Source organism: Chromatiales bacterium (assembly GCA_020445605.1).
In the GTDB taxonomy this organism is placed as follows: domain Bacteria; phylum Pseudomonadota; class Gammaproteobacteria; order JAGRGH01; family JAGRGH01; genus JAGRGH01.
In genome coordinates this window covers 31695-51107 of the sequence record JAGRGH010000051.1, presented here as the reverse complement: position 1 = coordinate 51107, position 19413 = coordinate 31695, and the positions used below count along the sequence as shown (strand labels likewise).

General features: G+C 65.7%; 19 protein-coding genes. 8 read left to right on the top strand and 11 right to left on the bottom strand.

Annotated elements, in window-relative coordinates; all coding sequences use genetic code 11:
• Position 1: 1 nt before the first annotated feature.
• The 3 genes from KDG50_12645 to KDG50_12635 are packed head-to-tail and all read left to right on the top strand — an operon-like array spanning position 2 to position 3470.
• On the top strand, positions 2-1144 hold the full coding sequence (locus KDG50_12645; protein ID MCB1866265.1) for an NADH-quinone oxidoreductase subunit D: 1143 nt from the start codon (positions 2-4) through the stop codon (positions 1142-1144).
• Positions 1141-2970 (top strand): FAD-dependent oxidoreductase, encoded by a 1830-nt coding sequence (locus tag KDG50_12640; protein MCB1866264.1) that lies wholly within the window; start codon positions 1141-1143, stop codon positions 2968-2970. Before KDG50_12645 ends, KDG50_12640 begins: the two co-directional genes overlap by 4 nt.
• Positions 2967-3470: a ferritin family protein gene (locus KDG50_12635; protein ID MCB1866263.1), complete on the top strand. Its 504-nt coding sequence runs from the start codon at positions 2967-2969 to the stop codon at positions 3468-3470. The genes KDG50_12640 and KDG50_12635 overlap by 4 nt, the downstream gene beginning before the upstream one ends.
• Here KDG50_12635 and KDG50_12630 read toward each other — a convergent pair.
• Both KDG50_12630 and KDG50_12625 read right to left on the bottom strand, forming a co-directional pair.
• Entirely contained in the window at positions 3363-4448 is a 1086-nt protein-coding gene (locus tag KDG50_12630) for an META domain-containing protein (GenBank protein ID MCB1866262.1), read from the bottom strand. The two genes, KDG50_12635 and KDG50_12630, sit on opposite strands and share 108 nt — an antisense overlap.
• 4 nt (positions 4449-4452) lie before the next feature.
• Positions 4453-5106, bottom strand: a complete 654-nt coding sequence (locus tag KDG50_12625) for a hypothetical protein (protein ID MCB1866261.1) — start codon at positions 5104-5106, stop codon at positions 4453-4455.
• Between the two features lie 211 nt (positions 5107-5317).
• On the opposite strand from KDG50_12625, the gene KDG50_12620 reads away from it, so the two are divergent.
• Both KDG50_12620 and KDG50_12615 read left to right on the top strand, forming a co-directional pair.
• On the top strand, positions 5318-5788 hold the full coding sequence (locus KDG50_12620) for a hypothetical protein (GenBank protein ID MCB1866260.1): 471 nt from the start codon (positions 5318-5320) through the stop codon (positions 5786-5788).
• A 135-nt stretch (positions 5789-5923) separates the two neighbouring features.
• On the top strand, positions 5924-7297 hold the full coding sequence (locus KDG50_12615) for an LssY C-terminal domain-containing protein (protein MCB1866259.1): 1374 nt from the start codon (positions 5924-5926) through the stop codon (positions 7295-7297).
• A 10-nt stretch (positions 7298-7307) separates the two neighbouring features.
• Here the strand turns inward: KDG50_12615 and KDG50_12610 are convergent, their stop codons facing one another.
• Positions 7308-8960, bottom strand: a complete 1653-nt coding sequence (locus tag KDG50_12610) for a phosphatidylserine/phosphatidylglycerophosphate/cardiolipin synthase family protein (protein MCB1866258.1) — start codon at positions 8958-8960, stop codon at positions 7308-7310.
• Between the two features lie 67 nt (positions 8961-9027).
• A complete protein-coding gene (locus KDG50_12605) occupies positions 9028-9555 on the bottom strand; it encodes a hypothetical protein (GenBank protein ID MCB1866257.1) in 528 nt (175 codons plus the stop codon).
• A 313-nt stretch (positions 9556-9868) separates the two neighbouring features.
• Between KDG50_12605 and glgP the strand changes: the two genes are divergently transcribed.
• Positions 9869-12493, top strand: coding sequence for an alpha-glucan family phosphorylase (glgP, locus tag KDG50_12600; protein ID MCB1866256.1), 2625 nt, complete (start codon positions 9869-9871; stop codon positions 12491-12493).
• A gap of 41 nt (positions 12494-12534) precedes the next feature.
• Here glgP and KDG50_12595 read toward each other — a convergent pair whose 3' ends face one another.
• From KDG50_12595 to apaG, 7 genes are all read right to left on the bottom strand, one after another.
• On the bottom strand, positions 12535-12975 hold the full coding sequence (locus KDG50_12595; GenBank protein MCB1866255.1) for a hypothetical protein: 441 nt from the start codon (positions 12973-12975) through the stop codon (positions 12535-12537).
• 97 nt (positions 12976-13072) lie between these two features.
• Positions 13073-13867 (bottom strand): hypothetical protein, encoded by a 795-nt coding sequence (locus KDG50_12590; GenBank protein ID MCB1866254.1) that lies wholly within the window; start codon positions 13865-13867, stop codon positions 13073-13075.
• A gap of 20 nt (positions 13868-13887) precedes the next feature.
• Positions 13888-14151 carry a cell division topological specificity factor MinE gene (gene minE / locus KDG50_12585; GenBank protein ID MCB1866253.1) on the bottom strand — a complete coding sequence of 88 codons (264 nt, stop codon included), beginning with the start codon at positions 14149-14151 and terminating at the stop codon, positions 13888-13890.
• Between the two features lies 1 nt (position 14152).
• Positions 14153-14962: a septum site-determining protein MinD gene (gene minD / locus KDG50_12580; protein MCB1866252.1), complete on the bottom strand. Its 810-nt coding sequence runs from the start codon at positions 14960-14962 to the stop codon at positions 14153-14155.
• 116 nt (positions 14963-15078) lie between these two features.
• A complete protein-coding gene (minC, locus tag KDG50_12575; protein MCB1866251.1) occupies positions 15079-15798 on the bottom strand; it encodes a septum site-determining protein MinC in 720 nt (239 codons plus the stop codon).
• 11 nt (positions 15799-15809) lie between these two features.
• Positions 15810-16640: a symmetrical bis(5'-nucleosyl)-tetraphosphatase gene (locus KDG50_12570; protein MCB1866250.1), complete on the bottom strand. Its 831-nt coding sequence runs from the start codon at positions 16638-16640 to the stop codon at positions 15810-15812.
• Positions 16641-16697: 57 nt separating this feature from the next.
• Complete coding sequence (apaG, locus tag KDG50_12565; GenBank protein ID MCB1866249.1) at positions 16698-17081, bottom strand: Co2+/Mg2+ efflux protein ApaG; 384 nt, start codon at positions 17079-17081, stop codon at positions 16698-16700.
• 84 nt (positions 17082-17165) lie between these two features.
• Between apaG and KDG50_12560 the strand changes: the two genes are divergently transcribed.
• Positions 17166-18122, top strand: a complete 957-nt coding sequence (locus KDG50_12560; protein ID MCB1866248.1) for a Gfo/Idh/MocA family oxidoreductase — start codon at positions 17166-17168, stop codon at positions 18120-18122.
• A complete protein-coding gene (locus KDG50_12555) occupies positions 18119-19234 on the top strand; it encodes a DegT/DnrJ/EryC1/StrS family aminotransferase (GenBank protein MCB1866247.1) in 1116 nt (371 codons plus the stop codon). The genes KDG50_12560 and KDG50_12555 overlap by 4 nt, the downstream gene beginning before the upstream one ends.
• Positions 19235-19413: the final 179 nt, after the last annotated feature.

The following is a 19413-nucleotide window of genomic DNA, read 5'->3' as shown; positions in this document are numbered from 1 at the left end:
CATGCGCCCCGAAAACTACCGTCCTCAGCAGCACCCGCCGAGCCACGAGTACGAGCTCAACATCGGCCCCAATCATCCGGGGATCGAGGGCAACTACGCGCTGCGCCTGCGACTGCATGGCGACCGGGTCGAGTGGGCGCACGCCGACGCCGGCTACCTGCATCGCGGTTTCGAAAAACTCATGGAAGGCCGGCTGTGGATCCAGAACCTCGCGATCACGCCGCGCATCTGCGTGCCCGATCCCGTGCCGATGGAGGTCGCCTACAGCCTGGCCGTCGAGCAGCTGTGCGGACTGGAGGTGCCCGAGCGCGCGAAGTGGCTGCGCGTGCTGCAACTCGAACTGTCGCGCATCGCCGCCCATCTGTTCTATTTCGGCGGACATGCCGCGACCACTGGCATGTACACGCCGTCGTTCTGGGGTGTGGCGGATCGCGACCTGATCCTCGATCTGTTCGAGATTCTGTGCGGCGGGCGCGTCTATCACATCTACAACATCCCGGGCGGGGTGCGCCGCGACCTGCCGCCGGGTCTGGGTGCGCGCATTCTCGAGACCATGGACTATCTCGAATCGCGGCTGCCGGACTATGACGCACTGCTGTTCGAAAACCAGGTGTTCATCCAGCGGGCGAGCGGGATCGGGGTGCTGACCCAGGAGCAGGCCCTCGCGCTCGGCGTGACGGGCCCGAACCTGCGTGCAACGGGCCTGGCGTTCGACGTGCGCCGGGACGACCCGTATCTGGTCTATGACCAGCTCGACTTCGACATCCCCACCGAATCCGCCGGGGACTGCTGGGCGCGTACGCTGGTGCGACGTTCGGAACTCGCCGAAAGCATCTCCATCGTTCGCCAGGTCGTGCGGCGACTGGACGGCATGCCGGGCACGATCCGCTGTCCGATTCCAAACCCGCTCGCCTGGAACGTGCCGGCCGGTGAATGCTACATCCGCATCGAATCGTCGAAGGGTGAGCTGGGCTGGTATGTCGTGTCCAACGGCGGTGAACGGCCGTATCGCACGCATATCCGCGGGCCGTCGCAGACCCACGCCGTGCAGGTGCTCGAACAGCTCGCGGTCGGTGCGCGACTGGAAGACGTCGCACAGATCCTGTTCTCGCTGGATGCCTGTCCGCCGGAGGTCGACCGGTGAAGCGAATTGATCCGCAGGCGCGCGGCAGCCTGCTCGCGCCGCTGACGAACCTGAAGTTTCTCGGCCGGCGACCGGTGACCGAACCGCTCGGGCCGCGCCCGGCGAGCGAGCGCTACCGCGGTTTTCATGTCAACGACTGGGAGGCCTGCATCGGCTGCTCGACCTGCCAGAAGGTCTGTGACAACGCCGCGATCAGCATGGTGCAGATCCCCGCGCTGACAGACGACCCCGCGCGTGGCGTGCGCAACCTGCGCCCGGCCATCGACTACGGCCGCTGCTGCTGGTGCGCGCTGTGCGTGGATGTCTGTCCGACCGGCTCGATCTCGCTGTCGCGCGAGTATGTGCATGTCTGTCGCGACGACGAACTCGGCAGCTATTTCATCCTGCCCGATTCCAAAGGCATCCATGGCAGGGTGTTTGAGCGCGGCTGGTCGAAGGACGGCGAATCCGATCTGATCGATCACAAGCGCCAGCCCATGAATGAGCTGGCAGCCGATGAACGGGCAACTGGATTCGATGAAATCGTCGCCGGCTTCACGCATGACCAGGCGCTGATCGAGGCGTCGCGATGCGTGCAGTGCGGTATGTGTTTCGACGCCTGCCCGACGCACATGCACGCACCGGAATACATCCGCGCGATCTGGCGTGGTGACGCCGAAGCGGCCGTCGCCGAGATCTACAAGACCAATCCGTTCGCGCACACCTGCGGACGGGTATGCACGCATCGCTGCGAGACGGCGTGTTCGGTCGGACATCGCGGAGAGCCGATCGCGATCCGCTGGCTGAAGCGCTATGCCATGGATCAGGTCAGCCCCGAGCGCGTGCAGGCCATCGCGAAGCAGGGCCGTGTCACGAAGGCCAGCGGCCGCCGGGTGGCGATCGTTGGCGCCGGTCCCGCGGGTCTCAGCACTGCGTTCGACCTTGCGCGCAAGGGGCACGCCGTGACGGTCTTCGAGGCGCAGCCGCTGGCCGGCGGCATGCCGCGCTGGGGCATCCCGGATTACCGGCTGCCGCAGCCCATGCTCGATCGCGACGTCGCGGTCGTCGAATCGCTCGGCGTGGAGATTCGCTGCAACATGCGTGTCGGCACGGATATCACGTTCGATTCGCTCAAAGCCGACTACGATGCGGTCGTGCTCGCGCTGGGTCTGCAACTCGGACGTTCCACGCGCGTGCCCGGCAGCGATCTGCCCGGTGTCGCGCGCGCGATCGATCTGCTGCGTGCCATCGTCGCTGGCGAGTCCATCGAGGTGCCGGAGCAGGCGATCGTCATCGGCGGCGGCAATGTCGCGATGGACATCGCGCGCTCGCTGGTGCGCGTCCAGCTCCAGCGCTACGGTCGCGGTGCCGTCACCATCACGGCACTGGAAGATCGCGCGCATCTGTTGGCCGATCCCGAGGAGCTGCGCGAGGCGGTTGAGGAGGGCATTGAGTATCTTCCCGCGCGCGGACCGCAGGAGATCGTCGCTGGAGACGGCCGCGCCGTGGGGCTGAAGACGTGGGCCGTGCGTTCGATCTTCGATGCGAACGGGCGCTTCGCGCCGAGTTACGATTCCGACGACGAACGCATCCATCCGGGTACGTTGATTGTCGAGGCCATCGGCCAGATGAGCGACTGGTCGCTGCTCGGTGCGGAACTGACCGAACAACTGGAGTGGGATCGCGGGCGCCTGCGTGTGGACGCGAATCTGCGCACCTCGGAGCCATGGCTGTGGGCCGCCGGCGATGCGGTGCGCGGACCGGATGTCGTCAGTGCCGTCGCGAATGGTCACACGGTCGCGAGCGCGATCCACGCCGCCTTTGAGACCGCGGAGCTGGTGACATGACCGAGGGACACCAAAGCGGGCGCGCACGTCTTGAGGCCACGACGACGCTGCGCGAGGCGCTGACGGTCGCGACCGAATTCGAACGCACGGCGCGGGATTTCTATCGCGATCTGGCGCCGCGCGTCAGCAAGCGCATCCGCTGGCTGGTCGATGAACTGGCGGCCGAAGAACAGACGCACTTCGAGCTGTTTTCGGAACTCGCCGGGCGGGTCGATGCCATGGCGCACATGGACGAAGCACTGGCGCGTCCCGCCAGTGACGCGCGGTTCTCCGACTGCATCCAGCTGCCGGACCTCGGCGATGCCCCGGACGATCAGGCCGTGCTGCAGTACGCGCTGGGCCGCGAGCACGCGGCCATGGAACAGTACCGCGCGCTGGCCGAGGTAAGCCCGTCAGACGAGCTGCGCCGGGTGTTCGAGTTTCTTGCGAACGAAGAGACGCAGCACAAAGCCGAGCTCGAGAAGCTCTACTACGAACTCATTCACGCCGGCGGCGTATGAACTTCGACGGCGCTGATGGAAGCCTGGGTTTTTCGGGCGGCTACCGAGCTGCCGCCATGGCGGAACCGAAAATGCATCCGCATCATCCGGACTGCCCGCCGGCACGATCTCGTGTTTTGAATCATCCGTGAAGTATTCCCAGAACCGCGCCGCCACAGCCGGATCGTTGATCGCGAACGCACCGTTCGCTTCGCGCTCCATCAGAAAGCGCCGAAAGGCATCGATGGGTTCCGGGCCGAACTGCTGGTAGATGATGCGACCGCCGTAGCGCCCGTACAGCGAACGATTGATTTTCCACTGGCGAATCAGTGCCTGCGCCATGTTCCGGCGCATCACATCCACCTCGGCGGGTTCGTCCGGTGTCAGGTCGGCACCCGCCGTCATGCCCTTTTCGGTCATGTCGCGCTGGATGTCAGCAACCAGCGTGTCAATCTCCAGCGGCTGCGCGTCGAGACCCTGCTCCATGGCATAGCGATCGAACAGCCGGGCGAGGATCGTGGCCTGAATCTCTTCGGCAGCCGCCGAATCGAGCGCCTCGCCGAGCACCGTGGCAGCGGGCGCCGGCACACCGAGTGGTGAGAATTCAATGATCGCGCCATCGGCCATGGTCGCGAGGAACAGGTGCCCGTCGGTCAGCACGTAGCTGCGTACCCACTCGAACTGCGCAAGGTACTTCTCTGACAGGGAAGCCTGGGGACACAGGGCGCGGGTCGATGTGACCGGGCCAAACTGAAGCTGCTCGGCTGACGCCGACGTCCACGGGCCGAATCCGCGGTTGCAGTCGGCGAGCATGCGCGCGGTACCGTCTGCATCCAGTGTCAGCGTGTAGCGCGCGGGGTCGTCCGGGTCGAACACGCGGTCGTCCATGGACGTGATCTTCACCAGTTGCCAGGACGTGCCGTCCAGTTCGGCGGCATGCGCCGTAATTGTCAGCGCCAGTGCCGTTGCCACGACGGTCCGCGCGTTCCGTCGCATCATCTGATCAGCCTCCCTCGATCGCGGCCAGCGGAACCTCGTAGATCTCCTTGTCGTCGATGGTTACGCTCCAAGTGTCGCCGTTCAGCTTGGCTTCGGCCTTGCGGTTTGTCGCGTTGACGTAGTCCGTCATGAAATTGATCGTGAACTGTTCACCGGCCTGGTTCTGTATCACGACGGATGCCTGACGGTTTTCCATGCGGAGGATGCCGGCCGGACATTGTTCAAACTCGGCATCGGCAACACCGCGGCAACGCAGCAGCGTGGTGGCATGGTAGCCCTTCGTGGTGAAGGGCCACGTAGGGTTGCTCGGGTCCGCAGGTTCCAGCCGCCCGGCGTTCCAGTAGACGAACACACTCTCGGTGGGGAAACGAAAGATCACCCCCTGATCGCCGAGGCCGCTCTGGCGGTAGACCGTGTGGCCGTCCTGGTCGAGGAAGTTGCCGACCCGGTCACCCTTCGGTGTGAGATCGTGGCTGATGCCGTCCTCACGCGTGATGGTGATGTAGCCCTGCCGTTGCGCGAAGGTGCAGTGGATCGACTTGTTCGAGTGATCCTCGCCCTTCGGGTAGATGTCGCAGCTGGCCTCACGCCAGTCGGCCGCCACCGGGCCGGCCCAGGCCGCCGCGGCGGCCACAATCCAGATCGTCCAGGTCTTCATGCTTCGAATGGCACCTCAACTGCCGGGTTTCGCGGTCGAAATTTCTTCGTCATAAGGCTTCGAATTTGGCGCCGGAGTTCCATCGGAGACCAATCGTTGCAATCGGTTCCAGCGATGGGGTCTAACTGGGCGTCGGTGCTGTGGAGAACCGCATGACGCTACAATTCAGCTCCCCTGAAGACGAGAACGGCAAATCCACATGAAAGTAAATGTGAAACAGACGGCGCGCTGGCTGCTGGCCGGCGTGCTGGCCGCGCTGGTCGGTTCGGTCGCGGCCGGACCGGCGATGGACAATGCCAAGCAGAAAACCGCCGAAGCCTATGCCGCCGGCAAGGACGTAGCCGTTGAGGTATGGGACAGCGCCAAGGATGCCAGCCAGGCCGCCTGGGACCGTGCACGCCAGAGCTCGTCGGAAGTCTGGGAGAAGGCGCGTGCCAAATCCGCCTCCGCGTGGGGCTCCGCCAAGAGCGAGTCGCAGGCCGCCTGGGACAAGGTAACCGACGATGAGAGCTGGCGGGCGGCGAAGGAGAAATCGCACGAACTTTGGCTGAAGGCGAAGGACGAATCGCATCAGGCCTGGGCTGAGGCGCGCGAGACGTCGCAGAAACACTGGGACGATGCGCGAGACTATTCGTACCGTCAGTGGGAGACGGCCAAGGCTGCGGTCCACAAGTCGAACTGAAGCCGATGAGTCCGGGCTGGACACGCGGCACATACCCTGCCAGCGACCGAAGACCGCCGCGGGGCAGGCACGACGTATCGTGCCTGCTCGTGCGTCTGGCTGGCGTCGAGCGTACCGTCTGATCCGCATGTTGATATGCCGGATCTGAAACACGCACTACTGGTGGTGGCCGCAGGGGCGCTGCTCAGCGGGTGCGCAACGGTGTATGCGCCCGTGCCGCTGGAATCGATCGGCGATTCGCCGCGGGTCCAGTCGCAGACCCAGCACGACGTCACGGTTTCGACGACGATCCTGACCGACGACGAGGCCCGCAGCCAGTTCGGCGCGGATCTCGGCGCGCATGGCGTGCAGGCGATGTGGCTTCGGGTGCGCAATGCCACCTGGCGAAACCTCTGGCTGATCCGCAACCAGATCGATCCTGACCTGTATTCACCGGATGAACTCGCGCTCCTGCTGGAGCCGGACGTTCCGGCCGCGGATTTTGATCGCATGCGCCAGTCCCTGCGCGACCAAGCCATGCGTCTGCTGCTGAATCCGATGACGATTACCGAGGGATTCATCTACCTGCCGCGCATCGAGGGCGGGCGTTATCTGGACATACGACTGGGCGCGGATGTCTACGAGACGGCGGTGGATCGTGAGGCCGCGCTGAGTCTGCCGGGCGGCACATGGAACGACGAGCTCGCCGAGCTGCGATTTGGCTTCGCGATGCCCCTCCCGGACGGTGATTTCGACTTCGAACGCATGGACACCGCGCATACCTATGCGGGCGCGGTGCTGCCGAATCTGGATGGCGAACTGCTGCGTGCGCAACTCGAGCGCCTGCCGTGCTGCGTGACGAATGAAGACGGCACGCGCGACGGCGATCCGCTCAATCTTGTGTTCGTGGGTGATTCGGCGGCGGTGCTGACCGCGCTCTCGCGCAGCGGCTGGTCGTTCACCCACCGCATCTCCCTGAAAACCGTGCAAAGGTTGGTGGGTGCCGCTCTGTCGGGCGAAGCCTATCCAGTCGCGCCGGTCAGCAGCCTCTACGTGTTCGGCCGCAAGCAGGATTTCGCTTTACAGAGAGCGCGCACCGATATTTCGCGCCGCAATCACATGCGCCTGTGGCTTGCGCCGTATCTGGTTGAGGGTCGGCAGGTCTGGATCGCGCAGGTGAGCCGCGACATCGGCGTCAAGCTCACCACGGAATCGCCGACCCTGACCACACACGTCATCGACCCGCAGGTGGATCTTGCCCGAGAGTACGTGTTGCACAGCCTCCTCGCGGAGGGATTGGTCGAACGCTTCGGCTTTATTCGGGGTGCGCGACGTGCATCGCGTGATCAGCCGGCGCAGAACCTCACGAGTGATCCGTATTTCAGCGATGGACTGCGCCTGGTCGTGTTCATTCCGAATAACCCCGTGCCCTACGCTGCCATACGCAGCCTGCTCTGGGATCAGGCCGATGCGCCGGTGAAGGAGGGGCAGTCCGAGGCCGCGACCGGGAACGTTCGCGATATTCGGTAGCGCGTGGGCGCTACAGTTCGTCGCGAAAGAGTTCTGCGAGGGATTTCCGGAAACGCTGGATGACATCCTCGGGCGCCTCGAAACTGGCGGCGAGCTTTGGCGTGACTTCGCGGCTGAATCGCAGGTCGTGATCCAGAAACGCTGCGCGTAGCTGTTTTGCCAATCGGGGTTGCCTGAATACGAGCGCGGATTCGCTGTTCAGGCGCTCGCTTCGCGGATCGAGATTATAGGAGCCGACTAGGCTGCGCTCGCCGTCGAATACAGCGAACTTCGAGTGCATGGTGCCCTGGCTGCGCGCCGGTTCGTCGGGCGACTGACCGACCCACTCCCAGATACGAATTCCCGCATCCGGGTTCGCGCACGCCTGGACTACCGCGGTTTCATTGACGGACAGCAGATCGCCGTAGTGACCACGTCCGACCAGGCTGATCTCAGGAAGGTCGTTCGTGTCCGGGCTGTTTGAAATCAACCGGACCGACACGCAACGCTGGGCGGCAGCCTTCAGCGCGCGGGCGAGCGTCGGGGTCGGTACGAAGTACGCGTTCGCGATCAGGATCTCCCGCTTGGCCCGTTCAATCAGTTTGAGATAGGCCTGCTGGATATAGGTTTCCTTCAGCCGCGGGCGGTTCTGCAGGAAGCGACAGGTTGCGGGACGGTAATCCAGCGTCGGTCGACGCGCCTCCATTCGTGTGACATTCGCCTCGATCGCGGGATCGGTCGTGTAGCTGATCGGTAGCATGCCGGTCTCGTCGAGTACCGCGCGAGTCGCATCCCAGTACAGATTCGTATTGAAGATGCCGCGACTTTTCTTGACCTCCACGAAGTAGTCGAAGTTGCGGTCAAAGGCATCGACGAGGTCGTTGAGGATTGTGCCACGGACCACGACGTCCTGGTCACGCCAGGTGCGATCCGGGTCTTCCGGATTGGCGCGAAAGTATTCGTTGCCGATGTTCATACCACCCGTCACCGCGATGCCATGATCGGTCTCGCCGTCGATGATCCAGAGCTTTTCGTGGAAGCGCTTGTCGAGTTGTTCCGGGTCGTAGTGGGGTGTGAGGTTCGGGATCGGCACCTCGTTGAGCCACTGCAGTGCCATGGCCTCGTAGCCCTCGACCTCGATGCCGTGCTGCTTGAGGTCAAAATACATCCACTGCGATTGCAAGGCGGGGTTGGAAAACGCATCGACGATGATGCGTACGTCGAGTCCGGCGGCCTTCTTCTGCTTCAGCACCTCGGCGACGCGCAAGCCCGATTCGTCTCCATTGAACACCAGCGCCTGAATCCGGATGGAATGCTGCGCCGCGCCTAACGCCGCCATGCGGACCGCGAACGAGTCCTCGCCGCCGGCGAGTACGGCGAGTTCGCAATCGTCAAGACCGCGCACCGCAAACAAGCCGCTTCGCGCGACGTCCGCGTAGGGACTGCCCGTAAATCGGCTCTTGGGATCCAGCACCGCCGTGGCGCCGATGCCGTCGAACTGTCCCTCTAGCGCGATTGCGGTATCGGATGCCGGTGGAGCGCTGGCGCAGCCAGCCATCAGCGCGATGCAGGCAAGCAGTGCGAGTGCCGGAGTGCGGCGCTTGCTGCGGCATCTGACCGGTAAACGGCGGACCTCGCCGAGGCCCCATTCGGCGCCCGACTCAAGCGTGGGTCTCGCAGTCACGCGAGCGCGGTCTGCGGGGCGACGCCATGGGCGCGGACCCGCTCACGGTGCCGGTTGAGCCGGGGGTTCAGTTCGCGCTGGTGCTGGCGGGAGGTATGTCCGCGGCATCGCTTTCGGTCGACAGCTTCGCCTTGGCGGAATCATAGGCCTCGCTTCCCGCTTCAACCACTCGATTGGCTGCATCCTTGGTCTTGTCCCAGGTCTCGCCGGTGGCCTGCTTGGTGGACTCCCACGACTCGGCCGTCTGCTGCTTGGTGGCGTCCCAGACCTCGCCGGATTTCTGTTTCGTGGCGTCCCAGGCCTCGCTGGTCGCGGTCTTGGTCTTGTCCCAGGTCTCCGCGGACTGCTGCTTGGTGGCGTCCCAGACCTCGCCGGACTTCTCCTTGGTCGCGTCCCAGGCGGCCGAAGCGGCCTCCTTGCTCTTGCCGTAGGCCTCGCCGGCGGCGGTCTTGGCGCGGTCCCAGGACGAGGGCTCGGTATTGCCGGACGCGCCGCTGCCACCGGCCGAGGCGGCCTGCTGTGAACTGTTCTGGTCGCCGCAGCCGGTGACGCTCAGGGCGACGCCGAGCAGCAGGGCATGGGAAAGATGTTTCATGGCTACCTCATTCAGCCGTGGGTGCAATCCGCTCATACTAACGCCGGAGCCTGCCCGGGTCCGCGCAGGAAACGATATTTTACCCATGTGCGCCGCCCCGTCCGTCCTAACGCCGCGGTTGGTCGGGCATGGCATGTTCCGTGCTTGTGAAACTGTAACGTGACGCGGAATCGTCGCACGGGCACTTTCCTGGCGCATTTCGTACCATGGCAGGGGGGGCGGCGCGCCGTTTACGCACCATTCGTGGGCGCGGTGCCGCTCTGGCGCGTGCTCCGCACCCACTTCAACGACTGAACAAACCGGACCAACATCGATGAGTGACGCCAAACGATTCCAGCTCGAGGTCAACCCGCGCGTGCCGCCCGAACTCGGGCGACTGTCCGAGCTTGCCGAGGACCTCTGGTACAGCTGGAACCGCTCGGCCCGCGAGCTGTTCGGACCGCTGGATCCCGAGCTGTGGCGGCGCTGCGGCCACAATCCGAAGGTGTTCCTGCGCTGCATCGACGAGGGCGCGCTCGCCAACGCGGCCGCCGACCCGGTGTTCATGGCGAACTACAACCGCGTGGTCACGGATTTCGATACCTATCACGGCGAACGCGGCGGGCCCGAAATCGAGCGCCTCATGGACCCGCCCGATCTGGTCGCCTATTTCAGCGCCGAGTTCGGTTTCCACGAGAGTTTCCCGATCTACTCGGGCGGCCTGGGCATTCTGGCCGGGCATCACTGCAAGACCGCCAGCGACCTGTGTCTGCCGTTCGTGGGCGTGGGGCTGCTGTATCGGCAGGGCTATTTTCAGCAGACCATCGACGGCGAGGGCAACCAGGTCGCGCACTACGCGGATTCGAACTTCTCCGACCTGCCCGTGACCCGCGCACTCGATGCCGATGGCAACCCGATCGACATCGACGTGCCGATGGCCGAGCGCGATGTGCGCGTGGCCGTGTGGCGCGCGAAGCTCGGTCGCGCGCAGCTCGTGCTGCTCGACACGAACTTGCAGGCGAACCGTCCCGAGGACCGCGAGATCACGCACGTGCTCTACGGCGGCGACCGCGACATGCGCATGCGCCAGGAGATCGTGCTGGGCATCGGCGGCGTGCGCGCGCTGCGCGCGGTGGGGCTCGCTCCCACGGTGTGGCATGTCAACGAAGGGCATGCCGCGTTCCAGGGGCTGGAACGCATCCGCGAATACATCGAACAGGGCCTGGACTTCGACACCGCGCTGGAGGCCGTTTCGGGCGCGACCGTGTTCACGACCCACACGCCCGTGCCGGCCGGACACGACCACTTTCCCGAGCCGATGATGCGCGCGTACTTCGAGCGTTATGCGTCCGCCATGGGCATCGATCTGTCGCATCTGACCGGCATGGGGCATGTCTCGCGCATGGGCGAAGACTTCAATATGACCGTGCTGGCGGTGCGGACCTCGCGCCACCACAACGGCGTGAGCCGCATCCATGGCGATGTATCGGCCGAGATCTGCGCGCCCTGCTGGCCGCAGGTGCCGACCAATGAAAACCCGATGCGTTACGTCACCAACGGCGTGCACGTGACCAGCGTGCTGGCCAAGGACTGGGTGCTGCTGTTCGACCGCTTCGTCGGCGCCGAGTGGCGCAATCACATCAAGGACATCGGCTTCTGGGAGCGTCTCGACGAGATTCCCGACCACCTGTTCTGGTCGGTGAACCAGTCCATCAAGTCGCAGATGCTGTATTCGCTGCGCGAGACGCTGATGTACCAGCACCTGCGCAACCAGGTCAGTGAGGCGCATCTGGATCGCATCCTTCAGCATCTCGATCCGGCGAACCCGAATGTACTCACGGTCGGATTCGCGCGGCGTTTTGCGACCTACAAGCGCGCAACGTTGCTGTTCAACGATCTGGACTGGTTCCGCCAGATCGCTTCGGACGAACAGCGTCCGATCGTGTTCGTCTTCGCGGGCAAGGCGCACCCGGCGGACCAGCCCGGCCAGGAGATGATCCGCAGCATTCATCGAATCTCGAACATGCCGGAGTTCGTCGGCAAGGTGCTGCTGATCGAGGGCTACGACCTCGGGCTCGCGCGCCGGCTGCTGCCGGGCGTGGACGTATGGCTGAACACGCCGGTCTATCCGCAGGAGGCCAGCGGCACCTCGGGCATGAAGGCCGCGATGAACGGCACGATCAACCTCAGCGTGCTCGACGGCTGGTGGGCCGAGGGCTACGACGGACACAACGGCTGGGCGATCAAGCCATCGCCGCACGAGCACGACCCGTCGCGCCGCGACCGCGAGGACGCGCGCACGCTCTATGAGCTGTTGCAGGACCAGGTCGTGCCGCTCTACTACGACCGCAACAAGCAGGGCTACTCGCCGGGCTGGGTCGCGATGGCCAAACGATCCATGGCGACCATCCTGCCGCGGTTCAACATGGAGCGCGTGCTCAACGACTACGCCACGGGGTTCTACAAGCCCGCGGCGCGTCAGGGCCGTGCGCTGACGGAGAACAACCACGCACGGGCGCGCGAGCTTGCGCAGTGGAAGAGCAGAGTCCACCAGGCCTGGCCGAATGTCACCATTCGCCAGATTCATGAACCGGTCAACCGGATCGAATTCGAACAGAGCCTGCGGGTCGAGGTCGCGGTGCGGATGAACGGTCTGTCGGTCGACGATCTGGCCGTGGAACTGTTGCTGTGCGAGCGTCCGGATCCACAGTCACGCATGGCCGGCGGCTTCAATGCGCTGGAGGCGATTCGCAGCCGCCGCCACAAGGACGAACCGGAGCGCCTTGCGTCCTACCGGTTCCAGCCCATCGATGGCCTGGACAGTCATGGAGAGCAGCGCTTTGTGCTCGACATGCAGCCCGAGTGGTGCGGTCGGCTGTGCTATCGCGTGCGCGTGTTCCCGTTCAACCGTTCGCTGACCCATGTCTACGAAACCGGGCACATGACCTGGTTGACCTGACGCCCCGCCGCCCAGGGCGCAGGATCGGTCGATCCTTGCGCTCAGCAGGCGTGTCCCGGTTTGCACTGTGGGTCCGGGCAGTTTTGGTCCGGTCCGCAGATCAAGCCGCATTCGGTCAGATAAGGCGGTTTACAGGGAACCACTCTGCAATAACGTGGGCAGTGACTTCCCTGTGACAGGATGGGGCGTCCACTGGATGCCTGGTAGATGTCTTCCAGCGTACCCGGAAACGCGAATTCGTCCCGGTTCATGAATTCCGCCTTGTCCTTCTCCGAACCGTAACTGCGGAGCACTTCCAGCCGGCTCTGAGATGGCGGTGGGGACACTGCCATAAGCGTTTCGATCTTTTGTCTGAAATCGGCCTCAGAGTATTCCGGGGTTTGGCAGGCGGACGCCGAGATTCCGATGCTGATGCACAGGACCAAAGCGCGCATCTTCAGGGGGTTCAATTTGAAATTCTCCGCTTTGAGAGTTGTGTTCATGAGTTCCGGCACATGGCGATTCCCGCCGGGTGGCAATCGATTGTGAAACGCTACGCGCGGCTGGAGGGCTGTATCTCCGGACTATGGTCGGCCCCGACTAAGGCGTGGCATCGCCGATCCAGCCGATTTCGGCGGCCGTGTAGCGCCCTACCGTGCAGGCGCGCAGGTTCTCGGGCATAAGAGAACGCTCGGGTGAATCCGGAATGCGCACGGCCATGATCTCGCAGCGTTTCTGCGGCCAGCGCGGTGAAGCCGTCGGATCCGCGTAGCCATCGGGCCAGCGCGGTTCGCCGCGCGCATCGTACTTGTCCGTTGCACCAACGGTATGCAGCAACTCGTGCGCGACGATCACCGTGTTCTGCGCGTCCTGGGTCGAATCGGCGTAGAGGTGCACGACGCCGAGCAAACCCTTTTCGATGCCGAGCGAGTGCGGCAGCGCCGCATTCGGTTCGCCCTGCCGGTAGACCAGATACATGCGCACCACGTCGCCTTGACCCCAGCCGGCCGGCGTCACCCGCCAGGCCCATACGCGCAGCTTCAGGCTGTACCAGACGGCCGACAGGACGCCGCCGTCCGGCCCCGGCGGGTCTGGTGGTTCCGCATCGATCGTGGGGCCGATGCGGACACTGACGGGGCGATTCGCGACCAGCCGATAGCCTGCGCCCTCGGATTTGAAGAAGCGCTCGATTGCGGCAAAGCGCGATTCGTCCAGGGATTCGATGTAAGTCCCCGTCGCCGGCGAGGTGTCGCCGGCAATCGGAAACAGCTGCATCTCGAGCGGCTCGTACCAGCCGCGGGTCGAAAGACGCTGGCCCTGCGTATAGATCGCGGCGGCCGCGAGAATCACGAGCAGGACCACGATCCGCAGCGAGCGAAAGCTGACGACGCGCATGGGCCGTTCGTGCCTTGGCTTCAGGCCGCGTGCGGGCGCTCGGGCAGCGTGACGTTCAGCGCCAGCACTTCGCAGCCATCGTCGCTTTCGACGTTGATCTGCACGTCTTCCGGCGACACGTCGACGTAGCGGCGGATGACTTCGAGAATTTCCTGCTGGAGTTGCGGCAGGTAGGACGGACGTCCACGGCTGCTGCGCTCATGCGCGACGATGACCTGCAGGCGTTCCTTCGCGCGCTGCGCGCTCGGTGGCCGCTGGCTGCGGAACAGGCTCAGCAATCCCATGTCAGCCTCCGAACAGTCGACCGAGCAGGCCTTTTTTCGGCACCTGCAGGAACCGCAGCGGCAGGGTCTCGCCGAGCAGGCGGCCGACCGCGTCCAGGTAGGCCTGACCGGCCTCGCTGGCTTCGTTCAGCACCACCGGCACGCCTTCGTTCGATGCCTGCAAGACATCGGGCGACTCCGGCACGACCCCCAGCAGGGGCAGCGCGAGGATCTCCTCGACGTCGCCGACACTGAGCATCTCGCCGGCCGCCACGCGGCGCGGTGAATAGCGTGTCAGCAGCAGGTGTTCGCGCACCGGTTCCAGGTTCAGTTCCGCTCGCCGCGACTTGCTCTGCAGGATGCCGACGATACGATCGGAATCGCGCACCGAGGACACCTCGGGGTTGGTCACGACGATGGCCTCATCGGCGAAGTAGAGCGCCATAAGCGCGCCATGTTCAATGCCGGCCGGCGAATCGCACAGGATGTAATCGAAGGTTTCGCCAAGTTCGTTCAGCACGCGCTCGACGCCGTCGCGCGTCAGTGCTTCCTTGTCGCGGGTCTGCGAGGCCGGCAGCACGTACAGCCGCTCGTTGCGCTTGTCGCGGATCAGCGCCTGGTTCAGCTTCGCCTCGCCCTGGATCACGTTCACGAAATCGTAGACGACGCGGCGTTCGCAGCCCATGACCAGATCGAGATTGCGCAGCCCGACATCGAAATCAATGACCGCGACGCGCTGGCCGCGCATCGCAAGCCCCATGGCCAGCGCCGCGCTGGTCGTGGTCTTGCCCACGCCGCCTTTGCCGGAGGTCACAACGATGATTCTTGCCACTTCAGAGTTCCTGTGCAGATTCGGTTGAGTTGACTGGCGGGGTTCGCGCGGGGCGGGTGTCTTTGCCGCCGCGACGAAGCGCCTGAATGCATGTGATCGGGATCGGCCCGGGTGTTTCAGCCTGCGGCGAGACTGCGGAACACCAGCCGCATGCCTTCGAGCGCGACCTCGATCGGGCGGCCGCGCACGGCCGTGGTCAGGTCGTCGCTGACCCGGTAGTGTCCGGCGATGGACACGAGTTCCGCATCCAGCGCCTGACAGAAAATACGTGCCGCGCCATCGCCACCGACACCGGCGAGCGCGCGCCCGCGCAGCGCGCCGTAGATGTGCACATTGCCGTCGGCCAGCACCTCGGCACCCGCGCTGACCGCGCCACGCACGATCAGGTCGGCGCCACGCGCATAGATGCGCTGCCCGGAGCGGATGGTGCGCTCCACGAGCTGGCTGCGCTGTGCGCCGTTCGACGTTGCGGGTGTTTCGCGCGCGGCACGCGCGGTCGCCCGCGGTTCCGGCAGCACGGCGAGTTCCAGCACCTCCGCCAGCGCGCGCGCCTCGTCACCGGCACCGCGCAGCCCGATCGGCACGAGCCCGTGCGCACGCAGCAGTCCGACCAGTCGTGCGAGGTCCGGCGAGCGTTGCTGCGGTGGCAGGGCCGACAGGTCCACGACCACCGGTGCCTGGCGGAAGAAATCCGGCGCCTGCGCGATCTTCGCCTCCAGTTCGCGCACGATCGCGTCCGGGTCGTTCGCGAGCACGCGCAGCAGGGGCAGCGTGAAGCCGGTGGCCTTGAGCTCGAATGCGGCCGGCGCGCTGGTTGGATCAGGCGTGGCGTTCATGATTTTCCAATTTAGTCACTTACGCGCTGCATGGGCATGCAGGGCACGGAGAAGTGGCGTCGGTCGTCGAGCCGCAGGGCGGTGAGGGCGCCGCCCCAGACGCAACCTGTATCCAGCCCCCAGGCGCCGAGCGACTCGCGCGCGCCGAGCGTGGACCAGTGCCCGAACACGATGGTATGGCCCGCGCTGCGCCGACCCGGCACCTCGAACCAGGGCAGCAGTCCCTCGCGCTGGGTGCCCGGCGGCCCCTTGTCACGAAAATCCATGCGTCCGTTCGGTGCGCAGAATCGCAGACGGGTGAAGGCATTGGTGATGCAGCGCAGTCGGGCATGGCCGCTGAGTTCATCGGACCAGCGGGCCGGTTCGTCGCCGTACATCTCGTGCAGGAATTCGCCGAATGCGCGTTCGTCGGCACACAGCGCGGCGAGTTCATCGGCGCGGGCGATGGCGTCGGCGATGGTCCACTGCGGTGCGAGGCCGGCGTGCACCAGCGTCGCATCCAGCCCGGCGTCGTGCACCAGTGCCGGCCGCGTGCGCAGCCAAGCCAGCAGTTCGTCGCGGTCGGGTGCTCCGAGGATATCGTCCAGCGTGTCCTGCGGCTTGCTGCGGCGCACCCCCGCGGCCACGGCGAGCAGGTTCAGGTCGTGGTTGCCGAGCACGCAGACCGCGGCGTCGCCGAGCGCGCGTACCGCGCGCAGGGCGCCGAGCGAGTCCGGCCCGCGGTTGACCAGGTCGCCGACCAGCCACAGCCGGTCGCGCGCCGGATCGAAGGCGATGGCCTCGAGTAGACGCTCAAAGGGCTCGCGACAGCCCTGCAGATCACCGATTGCGTAGGTGGCCATGTTCGTACGGATGCGGTCAGGGTGCGGCGGGGCCACAGGGCCCGCGCGGGTGCGGGTTCAGTGCACGGTGCCGGGGGTGCGCAGGGAGAACGGCGCGATCGGCGCGTCGAAACTGGTCCCGTCCTCGGCCTGCATCTGGTAGCTGCCATGCATGGTGCCGACGGGCGTTTCCAGCAGGGTGCCCGAGGTGTAACGGAACGCCTCGCCCGGCCGCAGGTACGGCTGTTCGCCGACCACCCCCTCGCCGCGGACCTCTTCGGTCTTGCCGTTGGCGTGGGTGATGATCCAGTGCCGGGTCAGGAGCTGCGCGGGGCGGTTTCCGGCGTTGCGGATCGTGATCGTATAGGCGAACGCGTAGCGGCTGGACTCGGGCTCCGACTGGTCGGGCAGGTAGCGGGTCTCGACCTTGATGTCGATCTGGTGCGGCTCGGAAAGATTCATGCGCGCTAGTTTCGCTGCCGCGCGCAGTGGCTGTAAAGCCGCGCGCGGGCGGTACAATGCCGACTTCCAATTCTGTGTGGAACCATGTCGGAATCCTTGCTGCGGGTTGCCGTTGTCGGCGTCGGCTATCTGGGCCGTTTCCATGCCCGAATCTACCGCGATCTGCCCGACGTGGAGCTGGTCGGCGTGTGCGACCGCGACGCCGCGCGCGCTGCCGCGGTGGCCGCGGAATACGGCTGCGCGGTGATCGAGGACTTTCGCACGCTGCCCGGTCGCGTGGACGCCGTCAGCGTGGTCGTGCCGACCACTGCGCACGCCGAGGTCGCCGAGCCGCTGCTGGCCGCCGGCATTCCGGTGCTGCTGGAAAAGCCCATCGCGCCGGACCTCGCGGACGCGGACCGCATCATCGCCGCGGCGCGCGCGGGCGGCGCAATGCTGCAGATCGGCCACGTTGAACGCTTCAACGCCGGGGTCATGGCGCTCGCGGAGCGCATTCGCCGGCCGCGGTTCATCGAGGCGCACCGCATGGGCGCATTCGTCGACCGTGCCACGGACGTCGATGTGGTGACCGATCTGATGATCCACGACATCGACATCGTGACCGCCCTGGTGCGCCGTCCCGTGCGTCAGATCCAGGCCGTGGGCACGCGCGTGCTGACCGACGAGGTGGATATCGCGAACGCGCGGCTGGAGTTCGAGGGCGGCTGCGTCGCGAACATCATCGCCAGCCGGGTCTCGGAATCCAAACTGCGGCGCATCCGCGTGTTCGAACAGCATCATTACGATTCACTGGATTTCATCGAGCAGACCATCGACACGCTGCGGGTCAGGCCGATCGACGGCGAGAAGTGGCCAAAGATCGAGCGCCAGCGGCTGGACATCGCCGCCGTGCGTCCGCTGGATGCCGAACTCGCCGCGTTCGCCGATTGCGTGCGTCATGGCCGCGCGCCGCTGGTCGGCGGCGACCAGGGCCGCGAGGCGCTGCGCATCGCCATCGAGGTGCGCGCCGAAATCTCCCGCACGCTGGAGGAGGCCGAATGACCGAAGCCACCAACGAGTCGATCCCGTTTCTGGACCTTGGCGCCGAGTTCGCGGCGCTGGGTGACGAATGGCTGCGGCGGGTGCGCTCGCTCGGTGCGCGCGGCGCCTTCATCCTCGGACCGGCGGTCGAGGCGTTCGAGAAGGAAGTGGCCGAATATGTCGGCGTCTCGCAGGCGGTTGGCGTCGCCAATGGCACGGACGCGCTGATCCTTGCGTTGCGCGCGCTCGGCATCGGTGCGGGCGACGAGGTCATCACCACCCCGTACACCTTTTTCGCGAGCGCCGAGGCGGTTTCGGCCGTCGGCGCGACGCCGGTTTTCGCCGACATCCGCGCGGACGACTTCACGCTGGATGCGCAGAGCGTGGCGACGAAAGTCACCCCGCGCACGCGCGCAATCCTGCCGGTGCATCTGTTCGGGGCGCCGGCGGACATGGACGGGCTCGCCACGGTGGCCGCGCGCCACGATCTGGCCATTGTCGAGGACTGCGCGCAGGCCTTTGGCGCCGAGGTTGGTGGGCGGCGCGTCGGCGCGATCGGGACCGTGGGTTGTTTCAGCTTCTATCCGACCAAGGTGCTGGGCTGTTACGGCGACGGCGGGCTGGTGACGACCGGCGACCCAGCGCTCGCCGCGCGCATCCGGCATCTGCGCAACCACGGCGCGACGGCGCCGTTCATGCACGATGCGGTCGGCATGAACAGCCGGCTGGACGCGATCCAGGCGGAACTGCTGCGCATCAAGTTGGGCCGGATCGAGGGTGCGATCGGCGGCCGCATCGGCGCGGCGCGCGACTATGACGAGGCGCTTGCCGGAACGGCGGTCGTGACGCCGCCGCGGCCCGTGCGCGGCAGACACGTGTTCAATCTCTACACCATCCGTGCGCCGCGGCGTGATGCGCTGCGCGAGCTGCTGACTGCGGCCGGCGTGCCGACTTCGCTGTGCTACCCCGCGCCGCTGCACGTGCAGGCGGTGTACGCGCATCTTGGATATTCCGCAGGGTCGCTGCCCGTTGCCGAGCAGGCCTCGCGCGAGGCGCTGTCACTGCCCATCTATCCGAACCTGCCGGCCGCGCACGTCGATCGCATTGCCGGGGTCATTCGCGCATCCGCCTGAAGGTCCGCCCGACCGGTTGTTCGACGTCGACCACCGGTTCCAGCCAGCCAGTCCCAGAGTGGACCCCCGCGTGTCACCGGCGAAATCCGGCGCACGGGGTAGAACGGTAGGCTAAGCTCAGCTGGGGGTGCCGACGTTCGGCCGGCGGGCCTGCTCGAGCGGGCGATGCCCGGACGGCC